9 protein-coding genes are annotated in these 13,869 nt (G+C 38.9%); 2 read left to right on the top strand and 7 right to left on the bottom strand.

Features of this window, described 5'->3' with window-relative positions; genetic code table 11:
* Window positions 1–28: 28 nt before the first annotated feature.
* From MOMA_RS07300 to tsaA, 6 genes are all read right to left on the bottom strand, one after another.
* Window positions 29–1,129 (bottom strand): DUF3426 domain-containing protein, encoded by a 1,101-nt coding sequence (locus MOMA_RS07300; protein WP_009501880.1) that lies wholly within the window; start codon window positions 1,127–1,129, stop codon window positions 29–31.
* Between the two features lie 162 nt (window positions 1,130–1,291).
* Window positions 1,292–2,200: a 50S ribosomal protein L11 methyltransferase gene (gene prmA / locus MOMA_RS07295; RefSeq protein ID WP_009501879.1), complete on the bottom strand. Its 909-nt coding sequence runs from the start codon at window positions 2,198–2,200 to the stop codon at window positions 1,292–1,294.
* Between the two features lie 22 nt (window positions 2,201–2,222).
* A complete protein-coding gene (gene mrcB, locus MOMA_RS07290; protein ID WP_009501878.1) occupies window positions 2,223–4,709 on the bottom strand; it encodes a penicillin-binding protein 1B in 2,487 nt (828 codons plus the stop codon).
* A gap of 207 nt (window positions 4,710–4,916) precedes the next feature.
* Complete coding sequence (locus tag MOMA_RS07280) at window positions 4,917–6,086, bottom strand: D-alanyl-D-alanine carboxypeptidase family protein (protein WP_227498099.1); 1,170 nt, start codon at window positions 6,084–6,086, stop codon at window positions 4,917–4,919.
* Window positions 6,087–6,278: 192 nt separating this feature from the next.
* Complete coding sequence (locus MOMA_RS09920; RefSeq protein ID WP_009501875.1) at window positions 6,279–6,770, bottom strand: MCR_0457 family protein; 492 nt, start codon at window positions 6,768–6,770, stop codon at window positions 6,279–6,281.
* Between the two features lie 226 nt (window positions 6,771–6,996).
* A complete protein-coding gene (tsaA, locus tag MOMA_RS07270) occupies window positions 6,997–7,755 on the bottom strand; it encodes a tRNA (N6-threonylcarbamoyladenosine(37)-N6)-methyltransferase TrmO (RefSeq protein ID WP_009501874.1) in 759 nt (252 codons plus the stop codon).
* Window positions 7,756–8,005: 250 nt separating this feature from the next.
* Between tsaA and MOMA_RS07265 the strand changes: the two genes are divergently transcribed.
* Complete coding sequence (locus MOMA_RS07265) at window positions 8,006–8,785, top strand: ferredoxin--NADP reductase (RefSeq protein WP_009501873.1); 780 nt, start codon at window positions 8,006–8,008, stop codon at window positions 8,783–8,785.
* A 102-nt stretch (window positions 8,786–8,887) separates the two neighbouring features.
* Here the strand turns inward: MOMA_RS07265 and MOMA_RS09915 are convergent, their stop codons facing one another.
* On the bottom strand, window positions 8,888–9,523 hold the full coding sequence (locus MOMA_RS09915) for a hypothetical protein (RefSeq protein WP_202593254.1): 636 nt from the start codon (window positions 9,521–9,523) through the stop codon (window positions 8,888–8,890).
* 213 nt (window positions 9,524–9,736) lie between these two features.
* Between MOMA_RS09915 and MOMA_RS07250 the strand changes: the two genes are divergently transcribed.
* The gene (locus MOMA_RS07250; protein ID WP_009501871.1) at window positions 9,737–13,858 is read left to right on the top strand and encodes an exodeoxyribonuclease V subunit gamma; all 4,122 of its coding nucleotides are present in this window, start codon (window positions 9,737–9,739) and stop codon (window positions 13,856–13,858) included.
* Window positions 13,859–13,869 lie beyond the last annotated feature (11 nt).

The following is a 13,869-nucleotide window of genomic DNA, read 5'->3' as shown; positions in this document are numbered from 1 at the left end:
AAACAGCTTGATAGTAAAACGGCTCAATTTAATAAAACGGCTCAATATTAGCCTGTTGCACGCCAAATTTTGGATAATCAATGCGCAGTTTTACCGTCCTGATTTGCTTAGGCATAAGATAACCGTCATCATCTAAATATTGCTTGGGGGTAACTATGGTTTGGGCTTTGATGTCATTACCGTTGCGTAGGCTGATTTTAAGATTTGGATAAATCATTTTTTGGTTTGTACCATTTTTTAAGGTAAATATTAAATCTGTTTGTTTGTTGTTTTTGGTTTTTTCTAGTTTTAAGGTATTGGCTGCCAATAAACTTACGTTGGCTGTGGGCAAAGTGCATTTAAGAATCGTACAAACTTGTTGTAAATTTTTGGCATTATCAGGGTTTTTTAACAGATTGTCAAGGTTAAACACAGTATATTGCACCACAAGCAGTCCAATTAATAACAAACTGCCAACCGCCCACACAAGCGTCATACCAATTGGTTTTTTTATATTTTTTTGCGATGCAACTTGAGCACTAAAACGCTCGTCTAAACGTTGATGGTATTCATTGCTTTCTAAACTTTGTTCATAAGCCACATCGACACCAAGTTCGTTAAGCATTTCTACCACGGTATTTTCATGTCCAACTTTGGTTAATTTGTCGTTGTCAGGCATATATTGAATGGCTTCTTCTCTGCGTTTTTCTTCTTCTAATAAATGGGCGAGCCAATCTTCATCATCTTCGGTTTTTATGGTTGTTGCAACTGCAATTTTATTGATTGGTAAATTGTCAAAATTATCAATAATGTCAAGATCATCTAACAAATTTTGGTTGTTGTTGGTATCAGGATCTGCTTCTTGACCTAAGCCTGTGTTGTCATCAAAAGTCAAATCACCGTCTGCGGGGGCTTTTTTTGTGCGTTTTACTGGTTTTGTTTGGTTAGGAGGGTTTTGGGTTGTCTTTGTATCGGGTGTTATGGCTTGTTTGGTTTGAGCTTGTTTAGCCAAGCTGGTTAAATTATCGATCGCAGAAAAAATCACTTTACAATTGCCACACCGAGCATAACCGCTTTTTAAATTCAGTTGTTCGTCGGTAATACCAAACGTATGTTGGCAATTTGGGCATTGGGTTTGCTGTGTACTCATATTTTCTGCCGTCCCTTCAAAAAAATATTGCTAAACAGTTAAAAGTTTTATAAAAATTGTATTGAAATGTATTAAAACCTTAAATACAAAAAAAGTCAACATTTTACCGATAAAATAGCGATGAAACGTTGACCTTGGTTAACTGTAACAAAAAATTAAGGATTATCGGCTTTTTTTACCTGATAAACGGTGCCAATGTTTGTCTTCTTGACTGCTAAAAGCAAAATCGTTGTGCATGTCAAAAAATGCTTGATAGGCGGTTTTTACATCTGCAACTTGGTTTTCAATTAAGCCTGCCAGTACGATGTCGCCTTTTGGTTCGATGAGTGTACTAAAATATGGGGCAAGGGCAATCAGTGGTTTGGCTAAAATATTGGCAACAATCATTTGAATGCAAAGATTTGGATTGTTTTGGCAAAACTGTTCAAACGCTTGTGGTAAAAAAACCTGTAACTGGTTTAAAACCCCGTTGCATTTGGCATTTTGTTGCGTGGCAAGGAGGGCTTGTGGATCAATGTCTACTGCGTATACCGCTTTTGCACCGCGTTTTAATGCCACAATACCCAAAATTCCTGAGCCACAGCCGTAGTCAAGCACAATTTTATCTGTCAAATCTTGTTCGGTAAGCCAATCAATGCACAGGCGCGTGGTGGCATGATAACCTGTACCAAAAGCAAGCCCCGGATCCATCATAATGTTCAAAGCGTCAGGTTTTGGTGGGGTTAGCCATTTTGGTGTGATCCATAGATTGTTGGCACATTCAATCGGATAGTAATTTTTCATCCATTCGCGCTCCCAATCTTTATCATCTACACAAGACTGCCAAACACGCGTGGCAATAACTTGATTGGCAATGGATTGACTGATATTTTCCAAATTTACCGACGTATCAAACAAGGCACTGACAATCACATTATCCCACAGAGGCGACTCGCCGGGTAAGGGTTCAAACAGCGGTTGATCGCCTGCATCATCAAGACTAATGCTTAATGCGTCCGCTTCCAATAAGAGGGTTTCGGCGATCTCTGCTTGGGATTTTTTGCACTGGATATGTAGTTGTTGCCAGGCCATAATTTTTCCTTTTTGGTTTATTTTAACGCGAGTCTAATTGTAAAATTTCATCTGCTAAAGTGTTGGTGCGGTTTTGATTGTTTTCATGGTTGTTGTGTGTGTCAGAAGGCGTATCGGATTCTGGATTGTTTAAATGATTTAAACGCTGTTGTTCGTTATCGTACAATTCTTGCATGTCAAGTTGTTGTTGCTCGGCAAGTTGGGCTTCTTGTTGTCCAAGGTGTATGTCATTGGCACAACTGCTTAAATTTTGAGGGGAATAACGTGTATCAATAGGCACGCGAATAGCATTTGGACAGTCTTGGTGAGACAGCTCTCCTGTTGCGTTTTCAAGCCATTGCCATTGAATATTGGCAGGTTCTGGCAGTTGTACTGGGGTTGGTTTTAGGCGACGCATAAAATTTATCCATATGGGCAATGCACCATTAGCACCGCTTAGCCCTGTGGTCTGATTGTTATCAAGTCCCACCCATACCACGCTAACGTAGTTGCCACTATAACCTGCAAACCATGCATCACGGTAATCGTTGGTTGTGCCTGTTTTTCCTGCCAATTTTAAATTTTCGCCCAAAGTCAATGCTGCTTTTGCGGTACCATTGCTAACAACTTTTTGCATTGCGTAATTGGTTAAATAGGCAGCAACAGGGTTAATGACTTGATGCTTTTGAAAATTTGCCCCTTGGATAACCCGCCCTTCATTGTCCACAACGCCACGAATGGTATGAATGTTGTGTTTTATGCCACCTGTTGCCAATACTTGATAGACGGCTAGCATATCCATCGGTGATAAATCCACTGCTCCTAATAAAGTAGCAGGGTAGTTTGGTATTTCTTTTTGCACGCCCATGCGCTGTAAATTGGTAATGATGTTTGATACGCCCACGCTCATACCAACCCTTACCGCCGCTTGGTTGTATGAATTTGCCAAAGCGGTTGTCAATGGTACAATGCCATGACTGCCACCGCCATAGTTGCTGGGACTCCAGCGTTTTTTGCCTTGAGAAATGTTAATTGCACTGTCATCTACACCACTGGCAAGGTTGTATTTGCCTTGTTCAAACCCGGTTAAATAAATCATCGGTTTTAACAATGAGCCAACCTGACGCTTGGCATCTACGGCACGGTTAAAACCGGTAAACTCCGATCCACTTCCAACAACGGCCAATAATTCACCATTTTGTGGATTGGCACTGACAAGGGCGGATTGTAGTTGGCTAAGTCTTTTTGGATTGGATTTTTTAAGTTGCTTTAAACTTTGATCAACGGCTTTATCGGCTGCTTGTTGTACATTGGGATTAAAACTGGTAAAAATACGCAAGCCTTCGTTTTTTAAATCATCAGCATCATAGCTTTTATTTAATTCACGTTTTACAATATCTAAATAATCAGGAAAGCGACTTTGTCCAATACTGGGTTTTTTTACCACATCGAGTGGCATTTGACTGGAGGTATCATAAGTTTTTTGGTCAATTTTACCCATGATAAGCATGTTGTTTAATACCACATTGCGCCGCTGTAAGGCTAATTTTGGGTAGCGAATTGGATTGTATTGTGTTGGGCCTTTTGCCAAACCAACAAGCAAGGCCATTTGGTCTAGGCGTAATTCTGCCAAGGGGCGGTTAAAATAAAACTGCGATGCCAGTCCAAAACCGTTAATAGAATGGTTGCCATTTTGCCCCAGGGTAATTTCGTTGATGTAGGTCTGTAAAATTTTTTGTTTGCTATAATGACGTTCAAGCAACAAGGCCATAATTGCTTCGTTGGCTTTGCGTTTTAAGGTGCGATCGGAGTTTAGATAAAAATTTTTAATCAACTGCTGGGTAATGGTTGAGCCACCTTGTCTTGCACCGCCCGATAGGTTGCTATAAATTGCCCGCGTTGTGCCACGAATAGAAACCCCATGATGTTCAAAAAACCCACGATCTTCTGTGGCGATCAGGGCATCAATCAATGCTTTTGGAATTTGATCCAATTGCATGACAATGCGATCTTCATTATTGTCAGGATAAATACCACCAATTAAAATCGGCTCAAGGCGAATTTTGCCCGATTCATTGCGTTCGGTGCTTTGTAAATTGACAATTTTGTCATTGCTAATTTGTAGTTTAATAATTTGTTTTGGCTCAACATCTTTATTAGAAAAATTAAACTTACGCGTGTGAATGTAATAAGTATTGCCTTTTTTTTGGTAAGTGCCAACGGATTTATAATCATCTGATGCTTGATAGTTTAGCCAACCAAGCCAATTTTCCAGTTCATCGGTGGTTAATGGTGAATTTTGTTGTAAATCAAGCGATTGTGAATAGACTTTTGCAGGCAGATTCCAACGCTTGCCTTCAAATTTTTGCGTGATAACGCGATCTTGTTTGATAAGATAAACTGCCAAAACAATTAAGCTAATGAGTATAATTACTACAAAAATAAAGCTCAAAACAAAACTGCCACTCTCAAATGGTTTGATTTGGCGGTTTTGTGCATGCTTTGGGCTTGTAAAAATTGTTAATTTCATAAACAGTTTATCAAAATTGGCCGGGTTTAAGATTTGAATGACATTCGTTTTTGGTTGTGTGTAAATCAACTTTAACAGGAATTGGGCTGCTTTGGTGTTTGGAATACTGGGTTATGCAACCTGTTAACATACCGCTAATTGCTGTATAGATTATTAACATTAAATTTAACTTTACTAAACTTAATGGTGTCAAACCAAACGCACGCATCAGTCAAAAAGTCCTAGGATATATTGCCAAATGCGTTTTAAAATGCCTGATTTTTCTACCGCTGTTTCAGCAATGAGTGGTGCAGATGCCACTGCTTTACCGTGAAGTAAGGCGACGACTTCACCTACTTGTTGTCCTTGTGCAATAGGGGCTTGTATGTTTTTTGGCAAATTAACCACGGTTTGAATGTTGTCTTGGTTAACTTTTTCTAACAATACTTGTAAATTAGCCCCTGTTTTTACCGCAACGTCATCTGCTTGACCGTATTTAATTGCCACACTGCCAAAATTTTGCCCCATGGGTGCAACCACTTTGGTGTTAAAATGTCCAAAGCCCCAGTTGAGCAATTCTTTAGATTGTTCAGCACGGGCTTTTTCTGATTTTGTACCCATAATCACCGAAATTAGGCGCATATCACCGCGTTTGCTTGAGGCAACCAAACAAAAACCCGCTTCTTTGGTATGTCCAGTTTTTAAGCCATCTACGGTGCTGTCGGTGAATAACAAGCTGTTACGGTTGGCTTGTTTGATGTTGTTATAGGTGAATTCTTTTTGGCTATAAATTGGGTAATATTTGCCAGAATCTTTAATAATTGCTTTTGCAAGTTTTGCCAAATCTTGTGGCGATGCTTGGTGTCCATTGGCAGGCATGCCTGTAGAATTGACAAAGTGGGTATTGGTCATGCCTAATTTTTTGGCTTCGCTGTTCATAAGATCAGCAAACGCTTGTTCACTGCCTGAAATGTGCTGGGCCATAGCTTTGGCCGAATCATTGCCAGATTGGATAATAATACCTTTTAGCATGTCTAATACAGTGGCAGTGGTATTGACATCTACATACATACACGACTCAGTGTTGCGTCCGCGACACCACGCATCTGTGGTCATCAATACAGGCTGATCTTCTTGTAATTTGCCTGATAGAAGTTGTTGTTCAATGATGTAACTGGTCATCATTTTGGTAAGTGATGCAGGAGGAAAGGGCTGATCGGCGTTTTTTTGTGCCAACACAGTGCCTGTGTCATAATCCATCAAAATATACGCACTGTTGTCTAATGTTGGGGCTTCAATGGCATAAGCCGATCCCATACCAAACATGCCAAATCCGCTTAATGTAAGCAACCAAATTTTTACCTTATTTTGTAAATTGTTTTGTAAGTTGTATTTCACAGTAATACCTTTTTCACCAAATAATGTTTGCACCAATTAATGTAACAATAAATGCAATGTACAATAAAATGTAACAATGAACCAAATGTTATCTATATTACCAAAATATCACAAAAGATAAAAGTGGCAAGTTTTAAAATTAAGTTTTAAAAAATTAAGCGGTAGAATGATTTTAGTTTGAAATGGTTTTGGTTATTGTGCAGAAGATGCCAATTCTGTACAAACTCGTTTGTTTTCAGCGTTGGAAAAACTTAACGTCCAACGCCGAGTTTCATTTAAAATTTGTTTATAATCTTGTTGGGTGGATAAATATTGTACGGCCAGGCGCGGATCGCTGATACTTGGCATAAGACTTTTTAATTCAGCGTTATAAGCTTTGGCAAAACCTTGTTGTTGTTTTTTGGTTAACATTGGTGGGCAGATTTCAGAAAAAACCTGTAACACGGCGACTTCTTCTTTGGTGGTGGCGAGTGTTGACATGTCAATTGCAATGGTGTTGCCTGTTATGCCATCGGTCATTGTATCACGGGTCATTGTATCACGGATCATTGTATCATGGGCGGTGGCAAACATGGCAACAGACAGTCCAATTGCTCCTAGTAAAACTTTGGCAATCTTGGGTTTATTTTGTGGCGGTTTTGGCGTGATCATGGCTGTTTGCAGAGCAGATAAAATAGATAGCATAAATTTAACCTTGATGATTAAAAAATTTCAATGATTAAAAAAACTTTAAAATAACTGTGGCATATCATACCGAAATTTGACAAAAAAAACCTTAAAAAAATGCGATAAAACGGTGGTTTTTTGTGAAAAAATTGCGGTTTTTTGCTGAATTAGCAATAATTGGGTAATAATTTTTTGTTAATCAAGTTTTACTTATTAATCAAATGTTATTTATTTTAATCAAATGTTACGCATTGTTGGTTTTGTTGTTGATTTTTACCGCCGATACAATTTGTAACGCATTGTTATCCAGCATACAAAAACACACATCAACTTGTTGATATTGTAGGGTAAATTTGCTGTTTATTTCAGTTTGGCGATAGGCAGGGCGTGGATCTTGGGCGATTAAGGCACTGATTGTTGCGATGTCATTTTCGGTTAATAGGCGCTGTTTTTTTAAATTGGCAAAATTTTGTTGGGCGGTTTCACTCACAACCAGTTTTTTTAATGCAGGTTTATCACTGGCAAAACCACTGATTGCGTGGGGTAAACTGTCGCTATAGACAATGTACGGCTTGATGTCAATAATTGGCGTGCCATCTACCAAATCTGCCCCCACAACGTGCAAACGCACACTGTGATTGTTTTGTTCAATGTGTTGCAATAAAACCACTGACAGGCCGATATTTGCAGGACGATACATGCTGCGTGTGGCAAAAACTCCAAGTTTGGCATTGCCTCCAAGCCTTGGTGGGCGAACTTGAGGGCGAAATGATAGGTTGGCGGCGGTTTTGTTTTGGTGAAATTGCCAAATCAACCAAATATGACTAAATTCTTGTAAGCCAACAAAGGCATCTGGATTGTCAAACGGCGGTATCAGCTCAATCACGCCTGCTAGGTTGACTAAGTTTGGCTGGCGTGGCAAGCCAAATTTTTGGCATAACGGCGATCGTAAATAACCGATAATCGGCAGTTGTATCTGTTGGTGATTGATATTTTTTGGCATTTAAACAACTTTTTTTGAGTGGTTTTTTGAGTAAGTGTGCGGTAATTTTTTCTGATGCATGTCAATTATGCAAAAACTTCGCTATATTATGGCATTTTTTGACAATAAAGTCGCCAATTTTGCAAAAAATTTGCTATGATATGCAGGTTTTTCGTTTTTATCTCGTTTTTTATTGAATTTACTCATAACAATGAACAAAAAAGGTGTTTTTATGTCGGATAAAGCCAATCACGATCTGCGTGCCAAAATTTTGGCAAAATTTTATGAAGAAACGGTTACTTATGTGCATCATTGGAATGAAACCTTATTTACCATTAAAACCACGCGCAATGACAGTTTGCGTTTTCGGAATGGTGAATTTGCAATGATAGGCCTTGAGGTTAATGGCAAACCACTAATGCGTGCGTATTCTATTGCCAGTGCCAATTATGCAGAAGAGCTTGAGTTTTACTCCATTAAAGTGCAAGACGGCCCATTAACTTCAATTTTACAGCACATTCAAGTGGGTGAAAAACTGCTAATTAGCAAAAAACCAACAGGCACCTTGGTGCTTGATGATTTAAACCCAAATGCCAAACACTTGTATATGTTGGCAACAGGCACGGGGCTTGCACCGTTTTTGTCGTTGGCTCGTGATCCTGAAGTGTATGAAAAATTTGAAAAAGTTGTGCTTGTGCATGGTGTGCGTTATGTCAGTGAGCTTGGTTATCGACAAATGTTTGAAAAAGATTTGTTTGATGATGAGTTGCTTGGTGAGTTGGTAAAAGACAAATTGATTTATTACCCAACGGTAACGCGTGAGCCGTTTTATCACACAGGGCGTATGACAGATTTGATGACATCTGGCAAATTGTTTAAAGACATCGGTCTGCCACCTATGAATCCTGAACATGATCGTGCGATGATTTGTGGCAGCCCATCAATGAATAAAGATGTTGCATTGATTTTAGATGGTTTTGGATTAAAATGCTCGCCACGCATGGGCGGCACCGGTGATTATGTGGTAGAAAGGGCATTTGTAGAACAGTGATTGTGCAGGGCGGTGCTGTTGCCATTTTGGTTGAATTTTGTTGGTTAAATTTTGCTAAAACCAAACGAGAGTTTGGTTTTTTATTGCATTATATTTGTTGCATTATAATTGATGTAATAGATCATTTAGCATTTCATCAAAAACATCGTACGCAGGGTTATTGGCTGTAGATGAATTTGACTTAATCTCTGGCTGTGTGATACGCTTTTGCGGTTGCGGTTGCGGTTGCGGTTGCGGTTGCGGTTGCGGTTGCGGTTGCGGTTGCGGTTGCGGTTGCGGTTGCGGTTGCGGTTGCGGTTGCGGTTGCGCGGGCGTGGTTTTTGCGGTTTTTTGTTCGGTGTTTGGTTTTTTGCTTGGCTGTTTTGTTGTCAGGTTTTGCTTAGGTTTTGATAAAAGTTGTTGGGCTTGGTTTTGGCAGGCTTGTTTTGCTTCAATTTCTGCCTTAAAATCATAGCAATTTTGTCGCCACCAATGTTCAAATTCATCAACATTACGCCCATGTACCGATTTTGGCAAATTTACGGTTAACAATTGTGAGATTAATACCGAATCGTCGGCATCTAATGTCTGATCGGGCGATACAAAAATCTGTTCTCGGCTGCCTTGATATTCTTTTTTATAAGCCAAAGACTGTCCGTCAAATTCCAGTTTTGGCAATTGCCAAAGTTTGCCATTTTGATAAATTACGGTAAATTTTTTGACAGGGTGTTTAAAAATCACATCAATTGGACGTAACATGGTGTTTTTCCGTTGGTTGGTTGTCATTAAAATTGGTTAAACTAATAATGTAGCACAGTTTGGTAAGAATTAACAGAAGCTATCTGATTAACATGTTTTTAACATGTTATAATTTTAACGTGTTATAATTTATAATTTTGATATGGTTTTAACGACTTATTGCAAGTTATAAGTACATTATAAGTACAAAAATTAGACAAAAAAGTGGCATTTATGAAGCATTTCACCCCATCAACACCAAAAACAGGCTTTAACATTATCCAAAGCAATAAAATTGAAAAATTGCTTGAAAATTTTTTAAGGTTATATCAACAATCTATCAATGAGCACTCGATTTTTGAGCCGTTTTATGTCATTGTGCCCTCTCAAGTTATGGGCGATTGGCTAAAAAAACAAGTGGCAAATGCGTTTGGCATTAGTACGTTAATCACAACGGAGTTTTGGGGGCGTTTTTATTGGCAATTATTAAAAAAAGTGTTAAAAAATGTGTCTGATGAAGCTCCTTTGTCAAAAAATGTCATGCAATGGCAGATTTTTTCATATTTGTTGGCACAACATACGCAGATTGTTAACGATAAAACCCACCCACTGTTTGGTTTTATTGAACCTATGCTTGCTGATGCACAAGCAGAAAAACCACCAAGTGCTAATTTTACCAAAACCACTTTTACCAAAACCACTCAAGAATCGCACAACAAAACTCAATCGCTGGAGCGGCGGTTTTGGCAGTTTGCAGGTGAGATGGCAGGCATGCTAAATCGTTATATGACGTATCGTAGCGAGTGGCTTTTTTTGTGGGGTAGGGGTGAAAAAGTCAATGTGGCAGAATTGATTGCCAAAAAAGATATTTTCCAAAGCAAATTACAACACTACGATACCAAAACACCTGATTGGTTGCAAGAGCATTATGAAAATTTAGAGCAAGCCCAGCGGTTTTTGTGGTGTCAATTTTTTGATGCAACTTATAAAAAACGCCAACAATTACAAAAAAACTTTTGGCAAACAATTGAACAAGGCATTGAACAACACGCTTTGCCAAAACAAGCGATTTTGTTTACTGTGCAACAGTTGCCACCAAATGAGTTAGATGAGTTGCGTAAATTAAGTCGATATATGCCTGTAACCTTGTTGCATTTTAACCCATCGGAGCAGTTTTGGGCGGATATCGTGGATAAAAATTGGTTTTTGCAGCAACAATTAACCAATCCAGATGCCATTGATTTAAAAGATTACGGTCATAGTTTGTTGTCAAGATTTGGTAAACAATCTCGCGAGGTGTTTGCTCTGCTTGCAAATTTGTCAGGCAATGATGACGATCAAGGTTTTCTTACAATTTGGCAAGATGATTTTGTAGAAGAAACGCAGTCAACCAGTGTGTTAGCCCAATTGCAACAAGATATTTTGATGCTTGATGAAACCGAGACGGCACAAAAAGTTACTGAATTGTTACAAATTGTCAAAGATAATGACAAATTGCAACAAAAACGCAAATACGAAGAGCGGATTAAACCCAATCTGCCATGGCAATTGCATCAAATTGACAACAGAATTGACAACAGTTTGGCGGTGCATGCTTGTCATAGTATGGTGCGACAACTGGAGGTGTTGCGCGGGCAAATTGTGGCGTGGCTTAATCAAGACACAAGACGACAATTGTCAGATATTTTGGTGCTGTTGCCTAATATTGAACAGCAACGTACTGCCATTGAGGCGATTTTTCCAAAGGGTAAGGGTGCAGATGGTTTTACACTTCCTGCGAAAGTTACAGGCGTGGCCAGCCAAGCGGTTAATCAGCTTTGGCATGCGGTTATGGGTTACTATACGTTATTAAACCAAGTGGGTGCAAGGTTTCACTGTGCCGATGTGTGTGATTGGTTGATGTTGGCACCGATGTATGAAAGTTTTGGGTTAAGTGCTGAACAAATGCGTCGCGGTTGTGAATTGTTAAAAAACGCAGGATTTGTGCGCGGTTTTGACGAAATGCATTTATGCCAAACCTTACACAGTCATGACGATGATTATCGATATACTTTTGCGTATGCACTTGAAAGATTGGTGGCAGGACTGCTTATGCCAAACAGCCAAGCAGTGCGTTTTGGTGAGTATCAAAATTTGGCAGGTGATATAGAAGCTATCCAACCGTTGGCAGGCTTAAGTTTCAGTGATAAGCCAATTGTGATTGCTCTGTGTGATATTTATCAAACCTTGCAGCAAAATAGGTATTTATTGGGTGTTAAAAAGTCTGTTTACCATTGGTTAAACGATATTGAAAATTTAATGCAAGATAAATTTAATGTTTTTAAACAAACTCAAGCATGGAAAACTATTTTTGTTGCTCAAAACCAAATCAAAAGCCAACTTAAAGCCAATCACTTAAATTTGACTTTGAATTTAAACTTTGTGTTGTATGGCATTGATGAAGCTCTGCTTACACAACAAGTGCGTGCCGAACCGTCAGGCATGATTACCTTTGCACGTATTGGTACGGTGCGTAATATTCCGTATAAATTGGTAGTAATGCTTAATTTAAATTTAAGTGAATTTCCACAACAAGAGCCACCAAGTCGCTATAATTTGATGCAAGCGGGTATTGGTAAACGCGGTGATAGATTTCGCGAAGATGATGATTTGGGTGCGTTTTTAGATGCAATTTTGTGTGCACGGCAGGCGTGTTGGTTGTTTTATAACTACAAAAGTATGAGTGATACTCACGAACATTTGCCTGCCACGCCTGTGCAGGAATTGCTTGGTTTTTTGCAAAATCAAACCTGGCAAAGTGAAACCTTAACCGAAAATTTAACCAAAAATTTTACCAAACAAGTGTTGGATTATTTTGTAACTTGGCATCAGGTATTGCCCTTTGATGAGGGTTATTTTAGTCATTTTTTACAAGAAGATACATTGTCAAAAAATGCGTTTTGGCAACAAAAAATGGCAACCGCTCCGCCTGCTAAAATTTGGTATCAGTTATACCACGCTTTGCACCATTCTTCTGATGGTTTGTATGTTAACAATTTTGCCAAAACCAATAAGGTAAATTTGTGGCAAAAATCCGATCTGAACCAATGGCTACAAAACTGGCAGCGACAACGCCCGGCTTTAAGCCAGTTGCACAGCGTGCAAGGTGATACCAAAAGCAAAAACCATAACAGCAACAATCATAGCAAGGTGCAGTTTATTAAATTAAGCCAATTGATTGGTGCCGGACAAAATCCTGCACAAAGTTTTATTCATGCCCAAAAATTATTTACCCACCGTTTTGCCCAGATCGATGAAGCCTACGAAAGTCTAAATTTGAATGCTTTAGGTAAATATCAGCTCAATGAGGCGTTAATTGCAGGTTTTAATGTGTCAGATACAGATGTCAAAGATGCAGATGCTAAGGGTACAGATGTTAACGCGAAGCAGTTATTGTCAACATCTGCGTTGGCATTTAACGACATTTTGCCCTCAGGGGTAAATCGTTATCAGGCTTTGTGGCAACAAGAAAATGAGTTGCAACAGGCAATGCAGGATTTTTATCAACAATTACAACGCATCAACGAACAGCACGTTAATAATAGCCTAAGCAATGAAAAACCAACTTTTATAACCCTTAAAAACCTACAAACCAAAGCAAAACAAAATTTTAACACAAATTCTAAAAATTGGCTAACAGGTTTAATCACAAAAACGCAAGCACAAACCTTAAGCCTTGAAGTTATTGGTTTAAATGATGATGGTAGTTTTTATGAAAATGACAACCACTTACAACAAAGCATGGTGCAACATATCACCATAACCGCCAATTTACCAAATGCTAATAATATAAACGATAACAACGGCTATTGGCTGAATTATTTGCCAAATAAAGGATCGCAAAGACATCAGTTGGCATTTTGGCTGCAACATTTATGTTGGCAAGTGGTGCGAAAAACCAGTCAACAACAAGTGATGGAGCAACACGGTTTTTCATTATGGCAATACCAAGGCAAAACCTTGTATTTACCCGCCATTCAGTGGCAATTGGCTTATACATGGCTACAAGATTGGCTGATGTTTTGGCAATTAAGCCGTTGCCAGTTACTAATATTACCGCCTGCGACGACATTAACTTATTTAGCCAAACAAGATACAGCCAAAACAGTAGGGGATTTGATTAAAAACTGGATCGCTGGCAATTATCAATCTTACAACACGGTTGAAAATTTTGATTTTGAATTGTGGCAGTTGTTAATTGGTGAGCAAAAACCGACGGTGATTTTACCCTTTTTGCAAAGTTTGGCTGCATGGTTGTATCAGCCATTGCAAGATCATTTAATTGACATTGGCGAACAAGCCAAATTGATTAAATAAGTTTATATGTT

This window comes from Moraxella macacae 0408225 (genome assembly GCF_000320365.1).
In the GTDB taxonomy this organism is placed as follows: Bacteria; Pseudomonadota; Gammaproteobacteria; order Pseudomonadales; family Moraxellaceae; genus Faucicola; species Faucicola macacae.
The sequence above is the reverse complement of the archived record's forward strand: the minus strand, read 5'-3'. Positions and strand labels throughout refer to the sequence as shown.